This window comes from Catellatospora sp. TT07R-123 (assembly GCF_018327705.1).
GTDB lineage: Bacteria > Actinomycetota > Actinomycetes > Mycobacteriales > Micromonosporaceae > Catellatospora.
In genome coordinates, this window is the sequence record NZ_BNEM01000002.1 from 1,898,513 (window position 1) to 1,924,578 (window position 26,066).

Below are 26,066 nucleotides of genomic sequence, written 5' to 3' on the forward strand. Positions count from 1 at the left end.
TCCCCTCCTCTGACCCCTACTGCGGCGGGATGACCTCCAACAGGCTGAGCAGGTACAGGCAGGCCTGGGCGTACACCGACTCCTTGGTGTTGCCGCGCACCCGGTCCCAGTCGATCTGCTCGCGCAGCGAGCGGGCCAGCGGCAGCGCCCGGGCGAAGTCGCAGTGGTGCTGCGAGAACGTCAGCAGCTTGTGCTCCATCAGCGCGGTCGCCGACAGCACCGGGATGTGCAGCGCGCTGACCGGCATGATGTCGCTGTCGGCCAGCACCTCGTCGGTGACCGGATGCTGCACCGGGCGGAAGATGAGATCGACCAGCCGGTCGTCGTCGAACACCTTGACCAGCCAGTCCTCCGGCGGGCGCACCACCCGGAACCCGGCCTGCGCCAGCGCCGCCAGCGCGGGCTCCACGTCCTGCTCGCGGATCAGGTAGTCCACGTCGTGGTCGCTGGAGGTGCCACCGCGCGCGTACGCGGCAAAGCCTCCGGCCAGCACGAACGGGATCTCCGTCCGCTTGAGCACGCTGGCGGACCGCTTCATGGTCTCCAGCAGCTCGGCACTGATCTCGCTCAGCATGCGGTGCCCATACCCCCGATGTGCAGCTTCCACACCTTCCCCACCCGCCTCCATCCTGCCCCAACCGGCGGTCGGATACCCTCACCTCGGCCGATGTCGAATGGAGCGCGCCGTGCGGGTTGTGATCTTCGGGGCGACCGGGATGGTCGGCCAGGGTGTGCTGCGGGAATGCCTGCTCGACGACGGCGTCGAGGCGGTGCTGGTCGTCGGGCGTACGCCGACCGGCCGGACCCATCCGAAGCTGACCGAGATCGTGCACGCCGACCTGTACGACCTGTCCCCGCTCGCCGACCGGCTGACCGGCCTCGACGCCTGCCTGTTCTGCCTCGGGGTGTCCTCGACCGGGATGGCCGAGGCGGCCTATACCCGGGTCACCTACGACCTGACCATGGCGGTGGCCGCGACGCTGGCGCAGACCAGCCCCGGGATGCGGTTCCTGTACGTCTCCGGCACCGGCACCGACAGCACCGAGCGCGGGCGCAGCATGTGGGCGCGGGTCAAGGGCCGCACCGAGAACGCGCTGCTGGCGATGCCGTTCGACACGTACCTGTTCCGGCCCGGGTTCATCCAGCCGATGCACGGGATCGTCTCCAAGACCGGACTGTACCGGGCCGGGTACGCGGTCAGCCGCCCGCTCTACCCGGTGCTGCGGCGGCTGTTCCCGAGCGTGATCACCACGACCGAGAAGGTCGGCCGGGCCATGGTCCGGGTGGCCCGCGACGGCGCCCGCGAGCGGGTCCTGGGCAATCGCGAGATCAACATCATCGCCGCCTGACCCGCAGCGGCGGCCCGGCGGCGGCCCGTGCCGGCCGTCCGGCCCGTGGCATGATCAGCGTCGTGACCACCCCTCACGTTCCGGTGATCCGCCCCCGCGAGGTCGCCGACCTGCCCGGCTGCGTCGACGCGCTGGCCGCCGTACACGCCTCCGGCGTGCCCTACCCGAGCCGGTGGCCCGCCGATCCCATCGCCTGGCTGACCCCGGCCGACGTGGCGCAGGGGTGGGTCGCGGTCATCGGGGACACGGTGGTCGGGCAGGTGCTGCTGCGCGACACCCCGGGCCACGGGCACAACATCAGCCGCCTGTACGTCTCCCCCGCCGCGCAGGGCGCCGGGATCGCCTCGGGGCTGCTCGGCGCGGCCGTCGGCTGGGCCCGCGAGCGGTCGCTGCCGCTGACGCTGGAGGTGCGGACCGACGCGGCCGCCGCGATCGCACTCTACGAGCGCACCGGCTGGCGCCGCACCGCCACCACGGAAGCATCCTGGACCACCCCCGGCAACACCTCCATCCAGGTCCACCACTACACCCTGGACGCCTGACCCCGGCGGTGGGTCCGGGGATGTCGGCGGGCGGTGCTTGACTGTGCGGGTGGCTGACGATCCGGAGATCATCGAGTTCCCCTCGGCGGAGGCGTTCGAGCAGTGGGTGGTGACCCACGGAGACGTCCAGGGGTTATGGCTGAAGCTGGCCAAGGGCGTGCCCGGGGCGCTGAACTACGCGCAGGCGCTGGACGTGGCGCTGTGCCACGGGTGGATCGACGGGCAGAAGCGGGCGCTGGACGAGGCGTACTGGTTGCAGAAGTTCACCCCGCGCCGGGCCCGCAGCCCCTGGTCGAAGGTCAACCGGGCCAAGGTCGAGGCCCTGATCGCGGCGGGCCGGATGCGTCCGGGCGGGCAGGCCGAGGTGGACCGGGCCAAGGGCGACGGGCGATGGGACGCCGCCTACGACAGCCCGCGCACCGCCGAGGTGCCCGCCGACCTGGCCGAGGCGCTGGCCGCCGACCCGGCCGCGGCGGCGTTCTTCGCCACGCTGAACAGCACCAACCGGTTCTCGATCCTGTACCGGGTCCAGGAGGCGAAACGGCCCGAGACCCGGGCCCGCCGGATCGCCCAGTACGTCGCCATGTGCGCCGAGGGGCGCAAGATCTACCCGTGACCTGCCCGCTTGCGGGCGGGTCGCGGCGGGCGTGGCTAACATGGCGATCATGGCTGAGGTGAGGGTCGAGCGGACCGATGACGGCGGCTTCTTCGCGACCAACGCGCGGGGCGCGCGGGTGGAGATCGGCAGCTCCGATCAGGACGGCGTGTTCAGCCCGGTGGAGCTGCTGCTGGTGGCCCTGGGCGGCTGCGAGATCGTGACCGTGGAACCGCTGACGGCCAAGCGCGGACACCGGCTGGTCAAGCTCGCGGTGCGCGTCGACGCGGAGAAGGTCGAGACCAGCAAGATCGGGCCGGTGACCGCGACGTACGAGATCGAGCTGCCGCCCGGCGACGACAAGGCCGCCGAGGTGTTCGAGGCGGTCGCGCACCGGGTGCACGAGGGCTACTGCACCGTCGGCCGCGCCCTGCGCGAACCCACCGACACGATCCAGATCCTCCCGCCCCGACCGTGAGTGAGCTGGGGCACCCTCCCTGCGGAGGGTGCCCCAGCTCACGTCAGCCCAGGGTGCAGGCGGAGCCGTTGACGGTGAACGCCGACGGGACGGCGTTGGTGCCGCTGTACGTCCCCTGCACGCCGAACTGGGCGTTGCCGCCCGGCGCGACGGTGCCGTTCCAGCCGACGTCCCGGGCGGTGACCGCGCTGCCGGTCTGGGTCAGCGTGGCGTTCCAGCCGCCGGTCAGCACCTGGTTGCCGGTGAACGTCCAGGCCAGCGTCCAGCCGCTGATGGTGGCCGTGCCGGTGTTGGTGATGGTGACGTTGGCGGTGAACCCGCCGCCCCAGTCGTTGGGCACCCAGCCGACCTTGCAGCTCGCGCCGCCGCCACCGGACAGCGTGGTGACCGTGACGGTGTTCGAGTTGCCCGACACGTTGCCCGCCCGGTCGGTCGCCCGCACGTAGAACCGGTACGTGCTCGACGCCGCCAGGCCCGTCACCGCGAACGTGGTCGCGGTGGCGGTGGTGCCGATCTGGGTGAACGTGCCGCCGGACGCGCCCGGGGCCTGGAACACCTGGTATCCGGTCACCCCGATGTCGTCAGTGGACGCCGTCCAGCTCAGCGTCACGCCGCTGCTGGTCACGTTCGAGGCGGTGAGGCTGCCCGGCGCGGTCGGCGGGGCGCCGTCGACGACGGTGGTGCTGAAGGTCGCGGTGGCGGAGCGGGTCGAGCGGTTGCCTGCCGCGTCGCGGGCGTACACGGCGACCGTGTAGCTGGTGGAGGCGGACAGCCCGGTCAGCGCGACCGAGTTGGTGGTCGCCGTGGCGAGCGCGGTCTCGGTCGTGCCCTGCACGCGCACCACGTCGTACCCGGTGACGCCCACGTTGTCGGTGGAGGCGGTCCAGCTCAGCGTGGCGCCGCTGGTGCCGATCTGGCTCGCCGACGGGGTGCCCGGCGTGCTGGGCGGCGTGGTGTCGACCGGCGGCTGGGTCGAGTACGCCAGGCCGTACCCGTACGCGAACAGCGGGGTCTTGCCGTCGCCGTCGTTGATCGGCTGCTGGCTGGCGCTGCTCATCCAGGTCATCGGCAGCTTGCCGGTCGGCGCGACGACGTTGAACAGCACGTCGGCCACGCCCTGGCCCTCGGTGCCGGGCAGCCAGGCGGCGACCAGCGCGTTCCAGTTCGGCAGCTGCGCGGCGACGTCGAGCGGCCGCCCGGACACCAGCACGACGACCACCGGCACGCCGGAGTTGCGCAGCGTGGTCAGCGCCGCCAGGTCGGTGCTGTCCAGCCCCAGGTCACCGGTGCGGTCGCCCTGGCCTTCGGCGTACGGCTGCTCGCCGACGACCGCGATCGCCACCTTGTACGAGCTGTCGATGCCGCTGCCGCTCGCGTTGTAGGTGACGGTCGCGCCGGACCCGACGGTGTTGCGGATGCCCTGCAGGATCGTGGTGCCGGGCGTGGTGTTGCCCGAGCCGCCCTGCCAGGTCACGGTCCAGCCGCCGCTCTGCAGGCCGATGTTGTCGGCGTGCCGCCCGGCCACGAAGATCTTGCCGCCGGTCGGGGCGATCGGCAGCACGTTGTTGCTGTTCTTCAGCAGCACCATGGACTGCGCGACCGCGCTGCGGGCCAGGGCCCGGTGCGCGGCACCGCCCACACCGGACGTGAAGCTGCGGTCGGCCAGGGGCCGCTCGAACATGCCGAGCTCGAACTTCTTGGTCAGGATGCGCCGCACCGCGTCGTCGATGCGCGCGGTGGTGACCCGGCCCGCGTTGACCTCGGTGCGCAGCAGGTTGATGAAGTTCTTCCAGTCGGTGGGCACCATCACCATGTCGATGCCCGCGTTGACCGCGCTGCGGACGTCGGTGGCGCTCATGCCGGTGGCGCCGTCGATCTGGTCGATGCCGTTCCAGTCCGACACCACGAAGCCGGTGAAGCCCAGCTCTCCCTTGAGGACGGTCGTGATCAGGTACTGGTTGCCGTGCAGCTTGGCACCGTTCCAGCTGCTGTAGGAGATCATGACCGAGCCGACGCCCTTGGCGATGGCGGCCTGGAACGGCGGCAGGTGGATCGCGCGCAGCTCCGCCTCGGAGATCTGGGTGTTGCCCTGGTCGGTGCCGTTGGTGGTGCCGCCGTCGCCCAGGTAGTGCTTGGCCGTGGCCAGCACCGAGGCGGTGCCGCCGAGGCTGGTGCCCTGTAGGCCGGTGACGATGGTCGCCATCGAGCTGACCAGCTCGGGCTTCTCGCCGAACGACTCGTACGTGCGGCCCCAGCGGTCGTTGCGGGCCACGCACAGGCAGGGCGCGAAGTCCCAGTCGACGCCGGTGCCGGTGACCTCCTCGGCCACGGCCCGGCCGATGTCCTGCACCAGGGCCGGGTTGCGGGTCGCGCCGAGGCCGATGTTGTGCGGGAAGATCGTGGCGCCGACGACGTTGTTGTGGCCGTGGACGGCGTCGGCGCCGTACAGGATCGGGATGCCCAGCGGGGTGGCCAGGGCGGCGCGCTGGAAGTTGTCGGTCATGTCGGCCCAGCCGGTGGCGTTGTTCGACGACGGCGCCGAGCCCCCGCCGGACAGCACCGAGCCGAGCCGGTACGAGGTGAGCTCGCTCGTGCTGACCGAGGCCCGTTCGGCCTGGGTCATCTGGCCGAGCTTGTCGTCCAGGCTCATCCGCGACAGCAGGTCGTTGACGCGGGTGGCGACGGGCAGGGACGGGTCCTGATAGGGCAGGCCGGCGGCGCCGGCGGGGGCCGGTACGGCGAGCAGGCTCGCCCCCAGCAGCGCGGCCAGCAGGGCGCGGGTACGCAAGAGTCTCATGGGGTTTCCCGAGTGACAGGGGCGGGACGGGTCCCGCGACAGTGAACCCTCAGCCCGGCGGTGCCGACCAGCCGACCGAGGGACGTCATCCCCACCGAGCCCGGTTGGTGGGAGCGCTCCCGCAATCGCCAGCTTACGTGACATCCACACCCATGAAAACCCCCGGCCCCACTCCCGCCCCGCCCACCTCCCCGCGGCCCCTTTCGCAAGTTGCCGGGCAATCGGGCGAATCATGGACCCGCATTCCCCCGATTGCCCGGCAACTTGGCGGGGTTGTCCCGCGGCCCGGCGGGTTGTCCCTCGGCCCGGCGGGGGCCGGGGTTCGACCGGAGCGGGCGAGTGGCGGACGGGGGGCGGGTGCGGGTGGGACGATGCCGGTGGGGACTGCCCAGTGGCTGAGCTGGGCGGATGCTGTGTGCGACGGGTGAGGGGATACCGATGATGCTGTCCGGCAAGCGGGTGCTGGTGTTCGCCGCCGACGAGCGGCTGGGCGGGTCGGTCGCCCGCCATCTGGCCCGCAACGGCGCCGCGGTCTGGGTCAGCGGCCGCGACGAGGACGCGGTGCAGACCCTCGCCGAGAAGATCCGGGCCGACGGCGGCGAGGCCACCGCGGCGTCGGTCGATCCGGGCGACCGCGACGAGGTACGCGGTCACCTGGCCGAGGTCGCCGCGACCGGCCCGATCGACACGGTGGTCAACGTGCTCTGCCTGGCCGGGACCGCGGTCGGCGACGGGGTCCCGTACCACGATCTGGACCCGGCGGCGTTGACCGGCGCACTCGGGCACGTGGTCGGCGCCCAGTTCCTCACCGGCGCCGAGGCGGCGCGCGTGATGCTGCCCGCCCGGCGCGGCTCGATCATCACGGTCGCCACGACCGACGGCCGCAGCGGCCGCCCGCACACCGGCGCGCTGGGGGCGATCGCGGGCGCGCTGGAGGCGCTGACCCGCAGCATGGCCAGCGAATACGGCTCCAGCGGCATCCGCGTCAACCACGTGCGCACCAGCCACAGCAGCGGGCCGCGCATGTACGCCGACAACGCGCTGGGCCGCGCGGTCACCGCCGACGAGGTCGCCGCGGCGATCACCTGGCTGGCCTGCGACGAGGCGGCCGGGGTGACCGGCCAGGTGCTGGAGGTCAGCGGCGGCGAGCACGGGACCACCGACAGCGTCGCCCGAGGAAGGGATCACCATGTCGAACTCGATCTACCATGACGAATACGGCGCGATCAGCCACGACGACGCCAAGCACGTCCTGGAGCTGACCTGGTCTCCGGCGACCGACCACATCACCGACGCCGACTTCCGGGCGCTGATGAGCCGGTTCGCGCAGACCGCCGAGCAGCTGCCCACCGAGTACGTGGTGGTCGACGCCCGCCAACTGCACCACCGGCCGGACGCCGGCTTCGACTCCTGGTGCGACACCAACCTGATCCCGGCCTGGAACCGGGCCGGTGTGACCAAAATGGCCTATCTGATGCCGCCCGCGTACGCGGCCGAGGCCGAACCGGCCCCCGAAGGGCCCGCCACCTTCCCGACCTGCCATTTCGACTCGATGCAGTCGGTCCGCGACTGGTTCGCCACCGCCTGACCACACGGCACACATCGCACTGCACGCCACCCCACAGGGGTGAGGGCGGCGCGTCGTGGACGGTCGCACCTTAGCAGAGGCCGTAGCATATTAAAAGCGGATATTTTCCAGCGATCGGGACTTCCACAACCGCCTCCCGACCCCTAAGAATTAGTACGAACCGGACGCAAGGTAATCAAAACCGCGTCGCGGTACACACCGGCGGCTTCCCCCCGCCGGTTCCTCCTATCCAGGGGTGGTGATCGTGGTGTCCGTGGACGCCCGCACAGAGGTCGACAATGGACAGCGGCAGCAGTCACTCGCGACAGCCGCAGCCCGCAACCTCGCGACGACGACCAAGTCCGCGCCGCAGATGCAGGAGATCTCCTCCCGGTGGCTGCTGCGCATGCTCCCGTGGACGCAGGTCAAGGGCGGTACGTACCGGGTCAACCGGCGGCTGAGCTACGCCGTCGGCGACGGCCGGCTCAGCTTCACGACCGCCGGCGGCCAGGTCCGCGTGGTGCCGCCGGAGCTGTGCGAGCTGCCGCTGCTGCGCGACTTCGACGACCCGATGGTCCTGGAGGCCCTGGCCGACCGGTTCCGCCAGCACGAGTTCTCCCCCGGCGACGTCATCGTCTCCAGCGGCGAGCCCGCCGACCAGGTGTTCCTCCTCGCCCACGGCAAGGTCAACCGGATCGGCACCGGCAAGTACGGCGACAAGATCGTGCTCGGGGTGCTGGCCGACGGCGAGTACTTCGGCGAGCAGTCGCTGACCCAGACCGGCGCCACCTGGGAGGCCACCGTCAAGGCGGTCACCTCCTGCATCGTGCTGTCGCTGCCGCGCAGCGCGTTCGAGGAGGTCGCGGCCCTGTCGGAGAGCCTGCGCGAGCACGTACGGCGCCGCCGGGACAGCCCGATCCCGGCGCAGAACAAGCACGGCGAGGCCGCGATCGACATCTCGGCCGGCCACTTCGGCGAGGCGCAGCTGCCCGGCACCTTCGTCGACTACGAGCTGACGCCGAGGGAGTACGAGCTCAGCGTCGCCCAGACCGTGCTCCAGGTGCACACCCGCGTCGCGGACCTCTACAACGAGCCGATGAACCAGATCGAGCAGCAGTTGCGGCTCACGATCGAGGCGCTCAAGGAGCGCCAGGAGTTCGAGCTGATCAACAACCGCGAGTTCGGCCTGCTCAGCAACGCCGACCTCAAGCAGCGCATCCACACCCGAACCGGCCCGCCCACGCCCGACGACCTCGACGAGCTGCTCAGCCGGCGGCGCAGCTCGCACGCCTTCCTCGCCCACCCGAAGGCCATCGCCGCGTTCGGCCGCGAGTGCACCCGCCGCGGCATCTACCCGCAGGGCGTCGAGCTGCACGGCTCGGGGGTGCCCGCCTGGCGCGGCGTGCCGCTGCTGCCCTGCAACAAGATCCCGGTCAGCGAGAACGGGACGACCTCGATCCTGGTCATGCGCCTGGGCGAGGCCGAGCAGGGCGTCATCGGCCTGCACCAGCCCGGCATCCCGGACGAGTACCAGCCGAGCCTGTCGGTGCGGTTCATGGGCATCAACGACAAGGCGATCATGTCGTACCTGGTCAGCGCCTACTACTCGGCGGCGATCCTGGTGCCCGACGCCCTGGGCGTGCTCGAGAACGTCGAGCTCGGCCACTGACCGCCGCACCAGACGAAGAGGTGATCTCTGTGAGTACGGTCGACCTGCTGGCCCGCGGCCAGTCCGCCCGCGAGGTGCTCGCCTGGAGCCGAGCGATCGTCGACTCCGCGCTGCGTGAGGCGGTGGACCGCCTGCCGTCGTCGATGCGGCGCATCGCGGGATACCACTTCGGCTGGTACGACGCCGACGGCGCGCCCGCCGGCGCGGACGCGGGCAAGGCCATGCGGCCCGCGTTCACGCTGGCGGCCGCCGAGGCGGTCGGGGGTTCCGCCGCCGACGCCGTGCCCGCGGCGGTGGCGGTGGAGCTGGTGCACAACTTCTCCCTGCTGCACGACGACGTCATGGACGGCGACGTGACCCGCCGCCACCGGCCGACCGCGTGGAGCGTGTTCGGGCAGGCCTCGGCGATCCTGGCCGGGGACGCGCTGCTGTCGCTGGCGTACGACGTGCTGACCGGGTGCGGCCATCCGGCCGCACCGCAGGCCGGCCGGATGCTGCACGCGGCGGTGCTGGAACTGATCGACGGGCAGGCCACCGATGTGGCGTTCGAGGAACGCGACGACGTGACCCTGGCCGAGTGCCGGATCATGGCCGAGGGCAAGACCGCGGCCCTGCTCGGCGGGGCGTGCGCGCTGGGCGGGCTGCTCGGCGGGGCCGACCCGGACCGGGTGGCGGGGCTGCGTGCCTTCGGCACCCGGCTCGGCCTGGCCTTCCAGTACGTCGACGACCTGCTCGGCATCTGGGGCGACCCGGCGGTCACCGGCAAACCGGTCCATTCGGACCTACACAGCCGCAAGAAGTCGCTGGTCGTGGTCACGGCGCTGACCTCGGGCACCCCGGCCGGGCGCGAACTGGACCGGCTCTACCGGCTCGACCGGGCGCTGAGCGAGGCGGAGGCGGTCCAGGCCGCCGACCTGATCGAGGCGGCGGGGGCGCGCACCGCCGGGCGCAGCGCGGCCAACGAGCTGCTGGCCGACGCGATGAGCGCCCTGCACACCGCGCGGCCCCAACCGCACGGCGCGGCCGCCCTGCACGCCCTGGCCCGGATGGCCACCCACCGCCAGCGCTGAGCGGTCAACCTCGGCACAACCAGCACAAGTCGCCGGGCAATCGGGCGTATCAACGGTCAAGATACGCCCGATTGCCCGGCAATTCGGCTGGGGTGGGGGTGATCGTCAGGGCAGGGTGGTCAGTTTGGTTACGGTGTTCCAGTTGCGGGCGGTGGCGGTGTCTACCGAGAGGCGCTTCTGGAAGAAGGCCTGGGTGAGTTTGCTGTCGGCGATGCCGTCGGGCAGCCAGACGTACACCTCGCGGCGGCCGGCGACCATGACCTCGGTGCCGTACGCGGCGCGGTCGATGCCGTCGACGACCGCCTGGGTGACCGGGGCGGACAGGAACACCACCAGGTAGCGGGCCGGGTCGGTGACCCGGTCGGCCAGCGGGTCGGCCGCCGTGATCGCGGCCAGCTCGTCGCGGCCGCGCACCAGCACGCCGACCTGCGCGCCGAACCGGGCGGCGATCGCGGCCGAGATCTGCTCGGCCAGCGCCTCCTCGTCGGTGCCGTCGCTGGTGAACAGGGCGTTGCCGCTGCGCAGGTAGGTCGACACGTCGGTGTGGCCGAGCCCGGCCAGCAGGTCCTTGAGGTCGGCCATCGGGATCTGCTTGTTGCGGCCGACGTTGATCCCGCGCAGCAGCGCGACGTAGCGGTTCATCGACCCTCCCCGGTCAGCGCGCGGCGCGCATCTGGCCCAGGGCGGCGGTCAGGCGGCGCTTCATCCAGCGCGAGACCGGCCGCTCGACCAGCCGGTGGATCAGCCACGCGGCCGCCAGCAGGCCGGCCAGCACCCCGAGCAGCAGCGGCCACGCGGGTACGTACGCCTGGGCCTTCTTGATCACGGCGAGGCCGACGGTCTGGTGGATCAGGTACAGCGGGTAGGTCAGCGCGCCCGCGGTGGCCATCCACCCGGCCCTCACCCAGGAGAACCAGCCCAGCGCCACCGCCGCCATGACGACGAAGAACGCGGTGACGATCGCGGCGGTGGGCGTGAACGCGACGTGGCGGGCGTCGGCCAGGCCGGGCAGCCGCACGATCGCCAGCAGCCAGGACAGCCCGACGATGCCCCACAGCAGCAGGTTCTGCCCGAAGCGGTGGATCAGGTACAGGGCGATGCCGGCGATGAAGTAGCAGGCGGTGCCCGCCCCGGTGACCGTGGACAGCCAGGTGCTGCCGAACCGGGGTGCCAGCACCGACACCACGGTCCACACCGAGCAGAACACCACGACCCGGCGGTAGGTCAGCCCGCGCGCCACGACGACGGCGAACAGCAGGTAGAACATCATCTCGACGGCGAGGGTCCAGTACGACTGGTCCAGGTTCTTGATGCCGAGGAAGTCCTGCATCATCGTCAGGTTCGCCAGCAGATCGCGGCCGGACGGCCGGTATCCGGTGATCGGCACCAGGTACAGCAGCGCCGCCGTCACCGGCACCGCCAGCCAGTACGCCGGGTAGAGGCGCACGGCGCGGGAGACGAAGAAGTCGCCCAGCGGGCGGCCCCACGCGCTCATGCAGATCACGAAGCCGCTGATGATGAAGAACAGCTGCACGCCGAGGAAGCCGTACATGGCCGGGCCGTGCGCGGGCCCGAACAGGTTCTCGGCCTTCGGCTGCCAGACGCCGATCCGGTCGCCGATCAGGTGGTAGCAGACCACCATCAGCGCCGCGGCCAGGCGCAGCCCGTCGAGCACGAGCAGGCGCGGGGCGTGCGCCTTTGCCGGGGCCGCCACGCCGGGCGCGGGCGCCTCGGCGAGGGCAGGCTGCTCGGCGTGGTCCCGCTCGGGCTCGCGCTGCGCGGGCAGGGTCACCGTCGCGGGCTCGCTCTGCTGGATCGCCTGGCTCACCGGCGCCTCCTCGTATTCTTCGCGCAGCCGGGGGCCGGCGGCGTGGGATGGTTCATCGGTCGGCGGTCACGGGCACGGCGGTCGGGACGGCCGGGGCCGGCAGGGGCGGGTCGTCCTGGCGGCGGCGCAGCCACAGGGCGGCGATCGCGAACAGGATCAGCACCGTCGGCACGTACGGGTCGACGGCCAGGTGCCGGGCGAGCCCGTCGAAGCGGCCCGCGAGCCAGATCAGGCCACGGGGCACGAAGTCGCCGCTGCCGTTGCGCAGCGGCCACATCAGGAACGGCAGCGTCGCCGCGACCGCGACCAGGGCGGCGACCGCCCGCGCCCGGCCCCGGCTGCGCAGCACCGCGTCGACCAGGACCGCGCCCAGCGGGCCGATCCACAGCCAGTAGTGCGACCAGCTGACCGGCGAGATCAGCAGGGTGAGGAAGCCGACCACGACCATGGCCATGGCCTCCTGGCCGCGCCGCTGCGCGTACACGGCCAGCGCCAGCCCGGCGACCGCGACGACCACGACCGACAGCATCCACCAGACGGTGTTGTGCTCGTCGGTGTTCAGCAGCCGCGAGGTCAGGCCCTGTAGCGACTGGTTGCCGCCGTAGCGGGGACCGAACGCCATCAGCACCCGGTGCGAGTCGAACGCCCGCCCGGCCAGCCAGTAGTCGTGCGAGCCGCCCGGCTGGATCAGCCAGCCGAGCAGGGTGAGGCCGACGAAGGCCCCGGCGGCGGTGAACGCGGCCCGGATGCGGCGGGTCAGCAGCAGGTACACCACGAACAGGCCCGGCAGCAGCTTGGCCGCGGTGGCGGCGCCGATGCCGATGCCCTTGAACCGGCTGCGGTCCGACAGCGACAGGTCGGCGACGACCAGCAGCATCACGAAGATGTTGATCTGGCCGAGGTTCAGGTTGCGCTGGAGCGGCTCGGTCCACAGCAGCACCGCGCCGATCCCGGCGACGACGCCCAGCCGGCCGCGCCAGCCCCGGTGGCCCAGCATGCCGCCGGTCAGCCACACGGCGGCGAGGATGGCCACGAAGCCCAGCGCGTTGACCAGGTACAGCGCGGTGCGCGGCTCCAGCCAGGTCAGCGGCACCAGCACCGGCAGCGTGATCGGCGGATACGTGTACGGCAGGTTCAGCGCGGTGTAGCCGAACTGGTAGACGGCCTTGCCGTCGGCGAAGGCATGCGCCGCGCCCAGGTACATGCTGAAGTCGGTGCCGCTGTACGGATGGTGGCGCAGGTACGCGACGTACACCGCCAGCGACACGGCCAGCGCGACCAAACCGGGCAGCAGCAGCCAGTTGGGGATGGCTGTCCGGGGACGGGCGGCGTGGTCGGGGGCGGCGCCTGCGGCGAACCGGCGGATACGCTCGATGACCATAGGGCCCGAATCCTAGCCCGAAAAACCCTCACCTGTGCGGCCGGGTCGGCCGGGTCAGCGCTGGCAGACCCCGCACCAGTACGAGTTGCGTCCGGCCAGCTCACCCCGGCTGACCGGGGTCCCGCAGACCAGGCACGGCTGCCCCGGGCGGCGGTAGACGTACACCTCGCCGCCGTGGCGGTCCACCCGCGGCGGCCGCCCCATCGCCTCGGGCGTGTGCTCGGGGCGCACCGTGTCGATGCGGCCGGTGCCGACCGCCTGGGCCATCAGCTGCCGCAGGTCGTCCCAGATCGCCTGCCAGGCCGCCTCGGTCAGCTCCCGGCCGGGCCGGGTCGGGGCGATGCCCGCGCGGTACAGCGACTCCAGCACGAAGATCAGGCCGGTGCCGGCCACCACCGACTGGTCCAGCAGCAGCGCGGCCAGGGCGTTGCCGCTGCGGCGGATGCGCGCGTACGCCTGCTCGGGCTTGGCGTCGGCGCGCAGCGGGTCGGCGCCCAGCCGGGCGCGCAGCTCGTCGACCTGCGGCGGGTCCAGCAGCTCGCACGCGGTCGGGCCGCGCAGGTCGAGCCAGTGGGCCGGGTTGGCCAGCCGCAGCCGGACCTGCCCGACCGGGTCCGGGGCGGGCAGCTCGCCGTCGGCGAACTTGCCGTAGAGCCCCAGGTGCACGTGCAGGGTCAGGCCGCCCTCATAGTGGTGCAGCAGGTGCTTGCCGTACGCCTCGGTGTCCTGGAGCACCGCCCCGGACAGCCGCGCTGCGCCCGCCGCGAAGCGCCCCTGCGGGCTGGCCGCCGCGACCGGCCGCCCGCCGAACAGCTCGCGGTGGCGGTCGGCGAGCCTGCGTACGGTGTGTCCCTCTGGCACCCGGCCACCCTACTCGGCGCCCGGGCCGTCACCGGCCGGAGCCGCCGCCCCGGCCGCCGCTCCGGGGCGCAGCCGTCCGCGCATCCGGCTGTAGGCGTCGCGGATGCGGCCGCGCTCGTCGGCGGTGAGCAGATCGATCATGTGGCGGCGCACCGCCGCGACGTGGCCGGGCGCGGTCTCGGCGAGCTTGCGCGCGCCCGTGGCGGTCAGCTCGGCGTGCATGCCGCGCCGGTCGTCGTCGCACTCGACCCGGCGCACCCAGCCCGCGGCCTCCAGCCGGGTGACGGCCCGGGTGACGCCGCTGCGGGAGGAGAAGGTAGCGTCGGCCAGATCGCGCATGCGCATGCGCCGCCCGGGGGCCTCCGACAGGTGGACCAGCAGCTCGTAGTCGGTGAACGAGACCCCGGAGTCGTTCTCCAGCTGGCGGTCGAGCGCCTGGATGAGCAGGCGGGTGCCCTCGAGGTACGCCCGCCAGGTCTCCTGCTCGTCGGCGTCGAGCCAGCGCGTTTCTGCCATGCGTCACAGTCTACCGGGAATAGTTGACGGCGCAACGATGTCCTGTATGGTGAATTCGTTGACACCGCAACGACACGGAGGTTGCGACCATGAGGCTGTCCACCGCCACCCCGCGCCGGGAGCTCATCGACGTGCGCTCGGCCGCCGAGCGCGCCAAGACCCGCATCTCCTGGCTCGACTCCAAGCACTCGTTCTCGTTCGGCCAGCACTGGGACCCACGCAACACCCACCACGGCCTGCTGCTGGTCAACAACGACGACATCGTCACGCCGGGCGCCGGGTTCGAGACCCACCCGCACCGCGACATGGAGATCGTCACCTGGGTGCTGCGCGGCTCGCTCGTGCACCAGGACTCCACCGGACATTCGGGCGTCATCTACCCGGGCCTGGCCCAGCGGATGAGCGCCGGCACCGGCATCATGCACTCGGAGAAGAACGACTCCTGGCGCCTGGAAGGCGCCCGCCACGCCGACCCCGTGCACTTCGTCCAGATGTGGGTGGTCCCGGACAGCGACGGCGTCACCCCCGGCTACGAGCAGCTGGAGATCGAGGACGAGCTGCTGCGCGGCGGCCTGGTCACCGTCGCCTCCGGGATGAAGGAGCACCGCGGCGCCGCCGCGATCCGCATCCGCAACCGCCACGCCGCACTCCAGGTGGCGCGGATGCAGCCCGGCGACAGCGTCGAGCTGCCGCACGCGCCGTACCTGCACGTGTTCGTCGCCCGCGGCAAGGTGGCGCTGGAGCAGGCCGGGCCGCTGGGCGCCGGTGACGCGGTGCGCCTGACGGCCAGCGGCGGCCAGCGCCTCACCGCGACGACCGACGCCGAGGTCCTGGTCTGGCAGATGAACGCCACCATCGCCGGCTGACCCGCAAAGGAAGGGCACCTTCTCATCGCACGGCGAGGTGGAAGGTGCCCTTCTCCATTCCGTCAGCGGTGGCCGGGGCGGGTCAGGGACGGCGCTGGGGGGACTCCGGCGGGCGGCCGACCAGGGCCGCGAAGTCGGCCTCGTTGCGCTCGGCCAGCCGCGTGTACACCCAGCCCGCCACCGCCAGGAACGGGAACGCCGCCACCCCGAGCAGCAGCCACGGCAGCCCGATCCCGGCCACGCTCACCCGGGTCACGGCAGGCCACAGCGTGAACACCAGCGGCAGCCCGCCCAGCGTCACCGCGACCACCCCGGCCAGCCGCAGCGCCAGCCCCAGCTGCACCCGCATCAGCTCGCGCACCAGCACGTCGCCGACCGGGGTCTGCTCCACCAGCTCGGCGTGCGCGCCCGCGACGGGCCGGGTCCGGCGGTGGGCGGCCAGGTCGACCCGCACCCGTTCGCTCATGACCGCCAACCTACAGCCGCAGTGTTTCGGGTGCGTGCAGCCGCAGCAGCATCGCCCCGACCCCGGCCGGGACCCGGCGCCGGGTCACCACCGACACCGACGTCATCACCGCGAACGCCAGCGGCACCGTCCACGCCGCGGGCTGCGCCAGCAGGTCGGCGGCCAGACCCGGCGCGGGCGGGGCGAACACCGTCCACAGCACCGCCACCACCGCGCTGCCGCCCCCGGCCAGGATGCCCGCCGCCGCCCCGCTCGCGGTCAGGCCCCGCCACCAGATGCCCAGCACCAGCAGCGGGCAGAAACTCGACGCCGCCACCGCGAACGCCAGCCCCACCACCTGCGACACGTTCAGCCCGTGCACGGCCAGGGCCAGCGCCGTCGGCACGGCGCCCGCGACCAGGGCCGCCAGCCGGAACGACGTCAGCGGCCCGCTGGTGCGCCGCGCCAGCCAGCCCGGCAGCCGTACGTCGTTGGCCAGCACCCCGGCGACGCTGGTCAGCAGCCCGTTCGAGGTCGACAGGAACGCCGCGAACGCCCCGGCGGCCACCAGCGCCCCCAGGCAGTCGGCGGCCACGCCCGGCCCCAGCGCCGCCCCGGGCAGCAGCAGCACCACGGTGTCGTTGCGCCCGCCCGCCAGCTGCGGGGTGTAGACCCGGCCCAGCACCCCGTACACGGCCGGGAACAGGTAGAACACCCCGACCAGGGCCAGCACGATCGCGGTGGTGCGCCGCGCCGACGCCCCATCGGGGTTGGTGTAGAACCGGGCCAGCACGTGCGGCAGCCCCATCGTGCCCAGGAACGTCGCCAGGATCAGCGAGTACGTCCCGACCAGCCCGCCCGTCGGCGCCGCCCATGCCACGTCCGCAGGCACCGGCGGGCTGCCGTCGCCGCGCCACCGCGCGAGCAGGAAGAACGCGGGCACCGCGATCGCGGTCAGCTTCAGCCAGTACTGGAACGCCTGTACGTACGTCGCCGAGCGCATCCCGCCGAACGCGACGTTGCCGGTCACCACCGCGCCGACCAGCACCACCCCGAGCCAGTGCGGCCCACCGGTGACGATCCCGAACGTCAGGCCCGCCCCCTGCAACTGCGGCAGCAGGTAGAACCAGCCGATGAACAGCACGAACCCCGTCGCCAGCGCCCGCAGCCGGGGCGAACCCAGCCGGACCTCGCAGAAGTCCGGCAGCGTGAACGCCCCCGACCGGCGCAGCGGCGCCGCCACGAACAGCAGCAGCGCCAGGTAGCCCGCGGCGAAGCCGACCGGATACCAGAGCATGCGGGCGCCGTACGCCAGGATCAGCCCGGCCACGCCCAGGAAGCTCGCCGCCGACAGGTACTCCCCGCCGATCGCGGCCGCGTTCTGCGTCGGACTGACCATCCGCGACGCGACCAGCAGATCCGAGGTGCCCCGCACCAGGCGCACCCCCCACGCTCCGATCACGACCGTCGCCACCGTGACGGCCGTGACAGCGAGCAGGGCATAGGTGTTCACAGGCGTCGGATCGTAACCGCCCCGGCGCCCGCGCGCCACGCCTACGCGCCAGCCTCCGGCGGTGGGGATGCGTGAAGCGATGAGAAGGTGCCCTTCCTTCTCGCGGGGCGGGAGGGCACCATCGGGGGATGCTTCCAGCGCTGGGGGTCGCCGCCGTGGTCGGCGTCATCGTGGCCGCCGCCGTGGTGATGCTGCGCGGGCGGCGGCGGGTCATCACGCCGACGGAGCGGGCGACGTACCAGGTGCTGCACTCGGCGGCGCTGGCCAGCGGGCCGCTGCGGCAGGGGCTGCGCGACGACACCGCCGCGGCGGCCCTCAAGCACCTGCGCACCCTCGTCGGCACCGCCGGGCTCGCCCTGGCCGACCGCACCGGGATCGTCGCCCACGACGGCGGCGGCGCCGACCACCGCGACGCGGTGCTCGGCGCGGCCCGCCGCGCCCTGGCCACCGAGCGGCCCGTGCTGCTGCACGCCGACGAGCTGTCCTGCGTACGGCTGGACTGCCCGGTCCGCGGCGTCGTGGCGGCCCCGGTCGGCGCCCGCTCCCGCACCGGCGGCCCGGCCGCCGCGCTGATCGCCGTCACCGACGCCCGCCCGTCACCCGGGCTGCTGCGCGTCGTGCTGGAGACCGCCAACTGGATGGCGCTGCAACTGGAACTGGCCGAACTCCAGGAGGAACGCGCCCGCTCCGCCCGCGCCGAGGTGCGCGCCCTGCGCGCCCAGATCAGCCCGCACTTCGTCTACAACGCCCTCACCGCGATCGCCTCGTTCGTGCGCACCGACCCCGAACGCGCCCGCGAACTGATCCTGGAGTTCGCCGAGTTCACCCGCTACTCCTTCCGCGCCCACGGCGACTTCACCACCCTGGCCGAGGAGCTGCGCTCCATCGACCGCTACCTGACCATCGAACGGGCCCGCTTCGGCGAGAAACTCCAGGTGCGGCTGCGGGTCGCGCCCGAGGTGCTGCCGGTCGAGGTGCCGTTCCTGTGCCTCCAGCCGCTGGTCGAGAACGCCGTCCGGCACGGCCTGCACCCCAAGCCCGGCATGGGCACCATCCGCATCAGCGCCGCCGACGCCGGCGCCGACTGCGAGATCATCGTCGAGGACGACGGCGTCGGCATGGATCCCGCGATCCTGCTGCACCCGGCCCCGGTCGGCGACGGCGAACCCGGCCGCCACGTGGGCCTGGGCAACGTCGACGACCGGCTGCGGGCGGTCTTCGGCGACTCGTACGGCCTGGTCGTCGAGACCGCCCCCGACGCGGGCACCCGAGTCAGCCTGCGCATCCCCAAATTCCACCGGAGCAGCCGCGCATGACCGCGATGGAGACCTCGCTGCGGGTGCTGGCCGTCGACGACGAGCCCCCCGCCCTGGACGAACTGGCCTACCTGCTGCGCAACGACCCCCGGGTCGGGCACGTGCACACCGCCCCCGACGCCACCGAGGCGCTGCGCATCCTGCGCGACACCGAGGTCGACGCCGTCTTCCTCGACCTGCGCATGCCCGGCCTGGACGGGATGGACCTGGCCCGGCTGCTCCAGCGCTTCGCCCGCTCCCCCGCCGTCGTCTTCGTCACCGCCTACGACGACCGGGCCGCCGACGCGTTCGACCTCGGCGTCGTCGACTACGTCCGCAAACCGGTCCGGTCCGAGCGGATCGCCGAATCGCTGCGCCGCGTACTGGCCGAACGCGGCCACGGCGGCGAGCGGCCCGCCCCCGACCACGGCGGCGACGTCACCATCCCGGTCGAGCTCGGCGGCGTCGTCAAGCTGCTGCCCCGTTCTGCGGTGTGCTGGGTCGAGGCCCAGGGCGACTACGCCCGGCTGCACACCGCCGACGGGTCGCACCTGGTCCGGGTGTCGCTGACGCAGCTGGAGGAGCGCTGGACCGAGGCCGGGTTCCTGCGCATCCACCGCTCCTACCTGGTCCGGCTCGACCTGGTCACCGAGCTGCGGCTGACCGGCTCCGGGTACGTCGTCACCGTCGAGGGCCACCAGCTGCCCGTCGCCCGGCGGCACACCCGGGCGCTCAAGGACCGCCTCATCCGCCCCGCCAAGCAGCACTGGACCGCCTGACCGCAGCGCCCGCGCCCGACGTGTTGCACACTGTTTCACCTGGGCTTGCAACCGGTGCCGACGCGCGCATCCCTCCTATATGGTCGCCTCGCCCGTCGCACGGCCGAAGCTGACGGACTCCGGTCAAGGAGCGTCCATGAGCGTCTGCCCGCACTGCGGCACCCCGACCCACTCGGTCGTCAGCGACCCCGCCACCGGGACCTCGGGCGTCCTCAGCAACACCTCCGGCGTGCACGACCCCGGCGGCTGCTTGGTGATCTTCCTGCTGACGTTCGGCACGACGGTCGCGATCACCGCCGCGAACTGGCTCGGCTCGCTGGTGGGACTGCACCTGTGGCACTGGATGACCAGCCCCTGGCCCAGCATCCCGACCATGGCCCGGACCGTGCTGGTGATCGGGCTGACGATGCTGCTGCTGGTCCTCGCCATGCGCAAGTGGATCACCAGGCGGTTCCCGGGCCCCCACCTGATCTGCGAGACCTGCCACAAAGCCATTCCCACCGTGGCCAGCAGCGTCGGCCGCGGCGGCAAGCGCGCCCTCGGCGCGCTTCTCGTCGTCATCTTCGTGTGCCTGGGCTACTGCGGCCTGGCCGTCGACACCGAGGACCCGGCGGCCGAGCCGGTCGCCGCCTGCGGCTTCGGCGACAGCGACCGGCTGGCCTGCACCAGCCCCAACCCGGTGCTGAGCATCTACCAGAAGGGCAATCCGGGCGGCAAGGCCTGCCGGTTCACCGAGACCGTCGACTGGGGCGACGGCTCCAGACCCGCCACGGCGACCGTGGACGGCGCCGCCGCCCAGACCAGGCTCGTCGCCAAGCACACCTACCGCACGGCCGCCCGCTACGGCGTCCGCATCAGCACGAAGGCGGGCAAGGACGGCTGCGCGGGTCTCGCCGGGTCGTACACGTTCACCTACGCCCCGTAGGACGGGGCAGCCGGTTCGGGGTGCCGTTCGGCGAGGCGGGGTCGCCGCTGGGCGCGCGGCGGCTACCGTTCGGCGCGTGCGGCAACCATGCCCGATTTGCCCGTACCGGCGGGCGATCACCGGCCCTAGCCTGCGCTGAACCGTTCCCTCCCCACCCGAGGCTGGTGACACATGAGCACCGACGCTCCCGAGAAGAGCACAGCCACTTCCGACCGCTACGAGCAGACGGCGGCGAGCCCCGAGTTCGCCGGACTGCGCTCGGCCCTGCGGCGCTTCGTCTTCCCGATGACCATCGCCTTCTTCACCTGGTACGCCCTGTACGTGATCCTGTCCGCGTACGCGCGCGACTTCATGGGCACCAAGGTCGTCGGCAACATCAACGTCGCGCTGATCTTCGGCCTGCTGCAGTTCGCCTCCACGTTCCTCATCGCGTGGCTCTACGCCCGTTACGCCGGCCGCCGGCTCGACCCCGTCGCCGGGCAGATCAAGGCCGAGCTGGAAGGAGGCGACCAGTGAGCGCCCGTACCCTCACCATCGTCCTGTTCGTCGTCTTCGTACTGATCACGCTGGCCATCACGATCTGGGCCAGCCGCCAGACCCGCACCGCCACCGACTTCTACGCCGGCGGCCGCTCCTTCTCCGGCTTCGCCAACGGCCTGGCCATCGGCGGCGACTACATGTCGGCCGCCAGCTTCCTCGGCATCGCCGGCATCATCGCCCTGTCCGGCTACGACGGCTTCCTCTACTCCATCGGCTTCCTCGTCGCCTGGCTGGTCGCGCTGCTGCTCGTGGCCGAACTGCTGCGCAACTCCGGCAAGTACACGATGGCCGACGTGCTGGCGTTCCGGATGCGGCAGACCCCGGTCCGGGTCGCCGCCTCCATCTCCACCATCACCGTGTCGATCTTCTACCTGCTCGCGCAGATGGTCGGCGCAGGCGCCCTGGTCGCGCTGCTGCTGGGCATCAAGCCCGGCCAGACCTTCCTCGGCATGGACGCCGCCACCGCGAAGATCGCCACCATCATCTTCATCGGCATCCTCATGATCGTCTACGTCACCGTCGGCGGCATGAAGGGCACCACCTACGTCCAGATCGTCAAGGCGTTCCTGCTCATGGTCGGCGCCGCCCTGATGACCGTGCTCGTGCTCGCGGCCTTCAAGTTCAACCTGTCCGGCCTGCTCGGCGCGGCTGCCGAGAAGTCCGGCAAGGGCGCGGCCTTCCTCGAACCCGGCCTGCGCTACGGCAAGGAGGTCGCCGGCGACGCCACGCAGACCTTCTACAACAAGATGGACCTGCTCTCGCTCGGCATCGCCCTGGTCCTGGGCACCGCCGGCCTGCCGCACATCCTGATCCGCTTCTACACCGTGCCCAACTCCAAGGCCGCCCGCAAGAGCGTCCTGTGGGCCATCGGCATCATCGGCGTCTTCTACCTGATGACCCTCGCCCTCGGCTTCGGCGCCGCGGCCCTGGTCGGCGGCGCCGCCATCACCGCACAGGACAAGAGCGGCAACACCGCCGCCCCGCAGCTGGCCGAGGCGCTCGGCGAGAAGTACCTCGGCGGCGCCACCGGCGGCGCGGCCCTGCTCGCCGTCATCGCCGCCGTCGCCTTCGCCACCATCCTGGCCGTCGTCGCCGGCCTGACCCTGGCCTCGTCCAGCTCGCTGGCCCACGACCTCTACGCCAACGTATGGCGCAAGGGCCAGGTCACCGAGGGCGGCGAGGTCCGGGTGGCCCGCATCTCCGCGTTCGCCATCGGCGCGGTCGCGATCGTGCTGGCCATCTTCGCCCAGAGCCTCAACGTGGCGTTCCTCGTCGCGCTGGCGTTCGCCGTGGCGGCCTCGGGCAACCTGCCCGCCATCCTGTACTCGCTGTTCTGGAAGAGGTTCACCACCGCCGGGGCCACCGCGGCCATCTACGGCGGCCTGATCACCGCCGTGGTGCTGGTGTTCTTCTCCCCCGTGGTGTCGGGCACCCCGACCGCGATGTTCCCGGACTCGGACTGGCACTTCTTCCCGCTGTCCAACCCGGGCATCATCTCGATCCCCGTCGGCTTCCTCTGCGGCTGGATCGGCACCATGCTGTCGCGCGAGCCCGCCGACGCGGCCAAGTACGCCGAGCTGGAGGTCCGGTCGCTGACCGGCCACGGCGCGCACTGAACGAGAACACGCCGGTGGCGCGGGTCTGCCCGGACCCGCGCCACCGGCGTCTTCGCCTCACGCCCGGCTGGGCGGGGCCTTGCAGATCGCCTCCACGAAGTGGGCCAGCTTGTCGTGGTCCAGGTGCTGGGCCAGGTCGGCCTCACTGATCATGCCGACGAGCTGGTGGTCCTCGATCACCGGAATCCGGCGGATCTTGTGCTGCTCCATCAGCTTGAGCACCTCGTCCTCGTCGGCCTTCGCGTCGACCCAGATCGGCGTTCCCTGCGCGAGCTGGGCCGCGGTCATCTTGGCCGGGTCCTTGCCCGCCGCGATGCACTTGATGACGATGTCGCGGTCGGTGATGATGCCGCGCAGCTTGTCGTCGTCGCCGCAGATCGGCAGCGAGCCCACCTGCAGGTCGCGCATCAGCTGGGCGGCCCGGTCGAGCGTCTCGTGCTCGGGCACGCACTGCACCCCGAAGTGCATCATCTGCTTCGCCGTGGTCATGACATACCCCCTAGAGCGGTCCCCTGGGGCCATCCTGCGCTGGCCGGAGGCCGCCGCGCACCCGAATCGACACACATCACCGCCCACGGGGCGACAGCGCGGGGTCAGGTCATCAGGGCCGGGTGGCGGGGGTCGTTGAGGGCCACCGCCACGTCGGCGAAGGTGTGCGGGGCCACCTCGCCGTCGTAGCGGGCGTACGCGGGCAGCGTCCAGGCCAGCTCCGGCGGGGTGCGGCGGGCCAGCGCCGCCGCCGACATCCGCAGGTGCACCGCCAGCTCGAACGGCAGCCCGGCGCCGAGCAGGAACGCCCCGCTGACCAGCACCACCGACCCGGGCGGCAGCGCCTGGTACGGCGCCCGGGTCGCCCGGTCCCGCCCCGCGTCCCACAGCGTCGGCAGCACCCGGCCGGTGCCGCCGGGCCGGGCCGGGTCCAGCACCTCCCGGCGCAGCCCCGCCTCGTCGACCCAGCCCTCGTAGAACGAGTCGGGATTGGTCCGCCCGAACTCCAGGCGCAGCGAGGCGGGGCGCAGGAAATCGGCCGTACGCACGTGCAGCACCTCGTGCCCCAGCGCCCGCAGCGGCGCGACCAGGTCGGCGGCGAGCTCGTCGGGACCGGCGGCCGGTGCCCCGTCGACCGCGACCCGGGTCCAGTCGCGCTCGGCGGCCAGGGCGGCGATCCGCCCGGTCAGCTCGTCCCGCAGCCGTGATGGAGAGATCGCACGCACCCCGCCATCATGCCGCAGTGCCGCCTGGCACCACGTCCACGCCGTCCTAGGAATCTGGGCCGCAGGCGTCGAAACATGAGGCCGCTACGCTGCGGGCCATGTCCACCGTGTCCACCGTGTACGAACCCACCGAGGTCGCCGTCGTGTACGCCGGGCAGGAGCCGCCGGACTGGTGGGACGCGGCGCTGTTCCTCGCCGGGCCCACCCCGCGCTCCCCCGACGTCGCCTCCTGGCGCCCGGTCGCGCTGAAGCTGCTGGACGAGCTGTGGCAGGGTCCGGGGCGGCTGGCGGTGTTCGTGCCGGAGACCGAGACCGGCGGCATGCCGCACGGCTGGGACGCCCAGGTCGGCTGGGAGGACGCCTGCCTGCACCTCAGCGACGCGATCGTGTTCTGGGTGCCGCGCGACCTGGCCACCCTGCCCGGCTTCACCACCAACGTGGAGTGGGGGCGGTGGGAGGGCAGCGGCCGGGTGGTACTCGGCGCCCCGGCCGACGCCCCCGGCCTGCGCTACCTGCGCCACTACGCCGAGGTGCACGGGGCGCCGGTGGCCGGCACGCTCGCCGGGACGCTGGCGGCGGCCCTGGCGGCGGTCACGCCCGGCCAGCGCCGCGCGGGCGCGCACCGGCAGCTGCCGCTGCCGCTGTGGCGCGACGCCGGGGTGCGCACCTGGCTGGCCGCGCAGGAGGCGGCGGGCAACCGGCTGCGCTCGGCCCGGGTCGCCTGGACCTGGCCGGGGCCGGACCAGCGGCCGTTCTTCTGGGCCGCGCACGTGGCGGTCGAGGTGACGGCCGAGGGGCGGGTCAAGGACACCGAGGTGGTGCTCGGCCGGCCCGACGTCAGCGCGGTGGTGGCGTACCTGCCCGCGGCGCGCCCGGCCGACACCCGCGTGGTGCTGGTCCGGGAGTTCCGCAGCAGCGCCGTCACCACCGACGGCTACGTCCACGAGCTGCCCGGCGGGTCGACCCGACCGGGTGCGGGACCGCTCGACCCGCTGGCCACCGCCGTGGCCGAACTCGCCGAGGAGACCGGGCTGCGGGTCGACCCGGCCCGGCTGCGCGCCCACGGTGCCCGCCAGGTCGCGGCGACCCTGTCCGCGCACCGGCTTCACCTGTTCAGCCTCGAACTCACCGAGGCCGAGCTGACCGCCCTGGCCGACGGCCCGCGCGAGCACGGGGTGACCGCCGACGGCGAGCACACCACCGTCGAGATCACGACGTACGGGGCGCTGTTCGACACCGCGGACGTCGACTGGAGCACCCTCGCCCTCGTCGCCGCGGCGCTGAGGTGAGCAGCAGTCCCTATCGCGCTGCGGGCGTGGTGGTGCTGCTGAGGCGGGAGGCGGGGGACGGGAGGCCGACGGTCAGGCGGGACGGGGTCGGCTCGTCGGCGAAGGCGGCCAGGACGGCGGCGGTGCACTCGGCGTCGGCGCCGGCCACCAGTGGCAGCGCGTTGCCGCCCGCCAGGCGGAACGGTGTGCCGGACGCGGTGCGGGCCACCCCGCCCGCCTCGGCGACCAGCAGCAGCCCGGCCGCGTGGTCCCACGGGTTGTCCCAGGTCACCACGATCGCGCCGCGACCGCCCCGGGCCAGCGCGAGGTAGTCCAGGCCGGTGGTGTCGTAGTACGCCATCGACACGCCGCGCCGGGCCAGCGCGTGGAAGCCGCGCCGGTGCTCCGCCGACCACCACTTCGGGTTGGCCACGGTCACGTCCAGGTGCTTCAGGGCGGGGCCGGTCGGGCGCACCCGGACCCGCTCGCCGTCGATCCAGGCGCCGCCGCCGGCCCGCGCGGTGGCGACCAGGCCCAGCGCCGGGGCGTACGTCCACGAGGCGAGCAGCTCGCCCTGGTGGGCCAGCGCGACCAGCACCGTGAACCGGGGGCTGCCGTCGACGAAGTTCGCCGTCCCGTCGATCGGGTCGATGATCCAGGCGGGCGCGTCGCCCTCCAGCTGCGCCAGCACGCCCCGGTCGGCGGCGACCGCCTCCTCGCCGACGACCACCGAGCCGGGCAGCAGCGCGGTGAGTTCCCGCGTCAGTTCCCGCTCGGCGGCGTGGTCGGCGACGGTGACCAGGTCACCCGGACTCTTCTCGCTCACGTCGGCGGCGGCCAGGCGCCCGTACCGCGGCATGATCTGCTCTGCGGCCACCCGGCGCACCACCTGCTCGACCCGGGCCATGTCTCTGTCGTCAAACACCCGCCCAGCCTGCCACGGCGCGGGCGA

The 26,066-nt window shown here is 72.7% G+C and carries 27 protein-coding genes; 15 read left to right on the forward strand and 12 right to left on the reverse strand.

The features are described 5' to 3' along the window. Positions 1-16 precede the first annotated feature (16 nt). Entirely contained in the window at positions 17-574 is a 558-nt protein-coding gene (locus tag Cs7R123_RS28470; RefSeq protein WP_212830927.1) for a hypothetical protein, read from the reverse strand. A gap of 112 nt (positions 575-686) precedes the next feature. On the opposite strand from Cs7R123_RS28470, the gene Cs7R123_RS28475 reads away from it, so the two are divergent. The 4 genes from Cs7R123_RS28475 (at position 687) to Cs7R123_RS28490 (ending at position 2,964) form a co-directional block, all read left to right on the forward strand. Beyond that, entirely contained in the window at positions 687-1,349 is a 663-nt protein-coding gene (locus tag Cs7R123_RS28475; protein WP_212830929.1) for an NAD(P)H-binding protein, read from the forward strand. 62 nt (positions 1,350-1,411) lie between these two features. Further along, positions 1,412-1,891, forward strand: coding sequence for an N-acetyltransferase (locus tag Cs7R123_RS28480; RefSeq protein WP_212830931.1), 480 nt, complete (start codon positions 1,412-1,414; stop codon positions 1,889-1,891). Between the two features lie 49 nt (positions 1,892-1,940). After that, positions 1,941-2,507: a YdeI family protein gene (locus Cs7R123_RS28485; protein WP_212830933.1), complete on the forward strand. Its 567-nt coding sequence runs from the start codon at positions 1,941-1,943 to the stop codon at positions 2,505-2,507. 49 nt (positions 2,508-2,556) lie between these two features. Further along, positions 2,557-2,964 (forward strand): OsmC family protein, encoded by a 408-nt coding sequence (locus tag Cs7R123_RS28490; protein ID WP_244872201.1) that lies wholly within the window; start codon positions 2,557-2,559, stop codon positions 2,962-2,964. 43 nt (positions 2,965-3,007) lie between these two features. Here the strand turns inward: Cs7R123_RS28490 and Cs7R123_RS28495 are convergent, their stop codons facing one another. Next, on the reverse strand, positions 3,008-5,761 hold the full coding sequence (locus tag Cs7R123_RS28495; protein WP_212830936.1) for a glycoside hydrolase family 3 N-terminal domain-containing protein: 2,754 nt from the start codon (positions 5,759-5,761) through the stop codon (positions 3,008-3,010). A 438-nt stretch (positions 5,762-6,199) separates the two neighbouring features. On the opposite strand from Cs7R123_RS28495, the gene Cs7R123_RS28500 reads away from it, so the two are divergent. The 4 genes from Cs7R123_RS28500 (at position 6,200) to Cs7R123_RS28515 (ending at position 10,067) form a co-directional block, all read left to right on the forward strand. Continuing rightward, positions 6,200-6,973 (forward strand): SDR family NAD(P)-dependent oxidoreductase, encoded by a 774-nt coding sequence (locus tag Cs7R123_RS28500; RefSeq protein ID WP_212830938.1) that lies wholly within the window; start codon positions 6,200-6,202, stop codon positions 6,971-6,973. Next, complete coding sequence (locus Cs7R123_RS28505; RefSeq protein WP_212830939.1) at positions 6,951-7,349, forward strand: hypothetical protein; 399 nt, start codon at positions 6,951-6,953, stop codon at positions 7,347-7,349. The genes Cs7R123_RS28500 and Cs7R123_RS28505 overlap by 23 nt, the downstream gene beginning before the upstream one ends. A gap of 253 nt (positions 7,350-7,602) precedes the next feature. Next, positions 7,603-8,997: a family 2B encapsulin nanocompartment shell protein gene (locus tag Cs7R123_RS28510; RefSeq protein WP_308442900.1), complete on the forward strand. Its 1,395-nt coding sequence runs from the start codon at positions 7,603-7,605 to the stop codon at positions 8,995-8,997. Positions 8,998-9,026: 29 nt separating this feature from the next. After that, a complete protein-coding gene (locus Cs7R123_RS28515; RefSeq protein ID WP_244872202.1) occupies positions 9,027-10,067 on the forward strand; it encodes a family 2 encapsulin nanocompartment cargo protein polyprenyl transferase in 1,041 nt (346 codons plus the stop codon). A 105-nt stretch (positions 10,068-10,172) separates the two neighbouring features. Here Cs7R123_RS28515 and Cs7R123_RS28520 read toward each other — a convergent pair whose 3' ends face one another. Genes Cs7R123_RS28520 through Cs7R123_RS28540 form a run of 5 tightly spaced genes read right to left on the reverse strand, consistent with a single transcriptional unit; the run spans position 10,173 to position 14,653 of the window. Then, on the reverse strand, positions 10,173-10,709 hold the full coding sequence (locus Cs7R123_RS28520; protein ID WP_212830941.1) for a DUF1697 domain-containing protein: 537 nt from the start codon (positions 10,707-10,709) through the stop codon (positions 10,173-10,175). A 13-nt stretch (positions 10,710-10,722) separates the two neighbouring features. Then, on the reverse strand, positions 10,723-11,895 hold the full coding sequence (locus Cs7R123_RS28525; protein ID WP_212830943.1) for an acyltransferase: 1,173 nt from the start codon (positions 11,893-11,895) through the stop codon (positions 10,723-10,725). A 52-nt stretch (positions 11,896-11,947) separates the two neighbouring features. Next, positions 11,948-13,276 (reverse strand): glycosyltransferase 87 family protein, encoded by a 1,329-nt coding sequence (locus Cs7R123_RS28530; protein WP_212830945.1) that lies wholly within the window; start codon positions 13,274-13,276, stop codon positions 11,948-11,950. A 54-nt stretch (positions 13,277-13,330) separates the two neighbouring features. Then, the gene (locus tag Cs7R123_RS28535) at positions 13,331-14,137 is read right to left on the reverse strand and encodes an Fpg/Nei family DNA glycosylase (protein ID WP_212830947.1); all 807 of its coding nucleotides are present in this window, start codon (positions 14,135-14,137) and stop codon (positions 13,331-13,333) included. Positions 14,138-14,146: 9 nt separating this feature from the next. Then, positions 14,147-14,653, reverse strand: a complete 507-nt coding sequence (locus Cs7R123_RS28540; RefSeq protein ID WP_212830956.1) for a MarR family winged helix-turn-helix transcriptional regulator — start codon at positions 14,651-14,653, stop codon at positions 14,147-14,149. 89 nt (positions 14,654-14,742) lie between these two features. Here Cs7R123_RS28540 and Cs7R123_RS28545 point away from each other — a divergent pair, with 89 nt between their 5' ends. Continuing rightward, the gene (locus tag Cs7R123_RS28545) at positions 14,743-15,519 is read left to right on the forward strand and encodes a pirin-like bicupin family protein (protein ID WP_212830957.1); all 777 of its coding nucleotides are present in this window, start codon (positions 14,743-14,745) and stop codon (positions 15,517-15,519) included. Positions 15,520-15,601: 82 nt separating this feature from the next. On the opposite strand, the gene Cs7R123_RS28550 is transcribed toward Cs7R123_RS28545, so the two are convergent. After that, complete coding sequence (locus tag Cs7R123_RS28550) at positions 15,602-15,985, reverse strand: hypothetical protein (protein WP_212830959.1); 384 nt, start codon at positions 15,983-15,985, stop codon at positions 15,602-15,604. Between the two features lie 10 nt (positions 15,986-15,995). Next, on the reverse strand, positions 15,996-17,477 hold the full coding sequence (locus Cs7R123_RS28555; RefSeq protein WP_212830961.1) for a cation acetate symporter: 1,482 nt from the start codon (positions 17,475-17,477) through the stop codon (positions 15,996-15,998). A 128-nt stretch (positions 17,478-17,605) separates the two neighbouring features. Here Cs7R123_RS28555 and Cs7R123_RS28560 point away from each other — a divergent pair, with 128 nt between their 5' ends. The 5 genes from Cs7R123_RS28560 (at position 17,606) to Cs7R123_RS28580 (ending at position 22,632) form a co-directional block, all read left to right on the forward strand. Next, on the forward strand, positions 17,606-18,793 hold the full coding sequence (locus tag Cs7R123_RS28560; RefSeq protein ID WP_212830963.1) for a sensor histidine kinase: 1,188 nt from the start codon (positions 17,606-17,608) through the stop codon (positions 18,791-18,793). Further along, complete coding sequence (locus tag Cs7R123_RS28565) at positions 18,790-19,551, forward strand: LytR/AlgR family response regulator transcription factor (protein ID WP_374707036.1); 762 nt, start codon at positions 18,790-18,792, stop codon at positions 19,549-19,551. The genes Cs7R123_RS28560 and Cs7R123_RS28565 overlap by 4 nt, the downstream gene beginning before the upstream one ends. Before the next feature lie 136 nt (positions 19,552-19,687). Further along, positions 19,688-20,476: a hypothetical protein gene (locus Cs7R123_RS28570; protein ID WP_212830965.1), complete on the forward strand. Its 789-nt coding sequence runs from the start codon at positions 19,688-19,690 to the stop codon at positions 20,474-20,476. A gap of 171 nt (positions 20,477-20,647) precedes the next feature. After that, positions 20,648-20,992 (forward strand): DUF485 domain-containing protein, encoded by a 345-nt coding sequence (locus tag Cs7R123_RS28575; protein WP_212830966.1) that lies wholly within the window; start codon positions 20,648-20,650, stop codon positions 20,990-20,992. After that, positions 20,989-22,632: a cation acetate symporter gene (locus Cs7R123_RS28580; RefSeq protein ID WP_212830967.1), complete on the forward strand. Its 1,644-nt coding sequence runs from the start codon at positions 20,989-20,991 to the stop codon at positions 22,630-22,632. Before Cs7R123_RS28575 ends, Cs7R123_RS28580 begins: the two co-directional genes overlap by 4 nt. 57 nt (positions 22,633-22,689) lie before the next feature. On the opposite strand, the gene Cs7R123_RS28585 is transcribed toward Cs7R123_RS28580, so the two are convergent. Further along, entirely contained in the window at positions 22,690-23,121 is a 432-nt protein-coding gene (locus tag Cs7R123_RS28585; protein ID WP_212830968.1) for a CBS domain-containing protein, read from the reverse strand. Positions 23,122-23,225: 104 nt separating this feature from the next. Beyond that, a complete protein-coding gene (locus tag Cs7R123_RS28590; protein ID WP_212830969.1) occupies positions 23,226-23,846 on the reverse strand; it encodes a uridine kinase in 621 nt (206 codons plus the stop codon). A gap of 98 nt (positions 23,847-23,944) precedes the next feature. On the opposite strand from Cs7R123_RS28590, the gene Cs7R123_RS28595 reads away from it, so the two are divergent. After that, positions 23,945-25,135, forward strand: a complete 1,191-nt coding sequence (locus Cs7R123_RS28595; protein ID WP_212830970.1) for a nucleoside 2-deoxyribosyltransferase domain-containing protein — start codon at positions 23,945-23,947, stop codon at positions 25,133-25,135. A 10-nt stretch (positions 25,136-25,145) separates the two neighbouring features. Here Cs7R123_RS28595 and Cs7R123_RS28600 read toward each other — a convergent pair whose 3' ends face one another. Next, on the reverse strand, positions 25,146-26,039 hold the full coding sequence (locus Cs7R123_RS28600; protein ID WP_212830971.1) for an inositol monophosphatase: 894 nt from the start codon (positions 26,037-26,039) through the stop codon (positions 25,146-25,148). Positions 26,040-26,066: the final 27 nt, after the last annotated feature.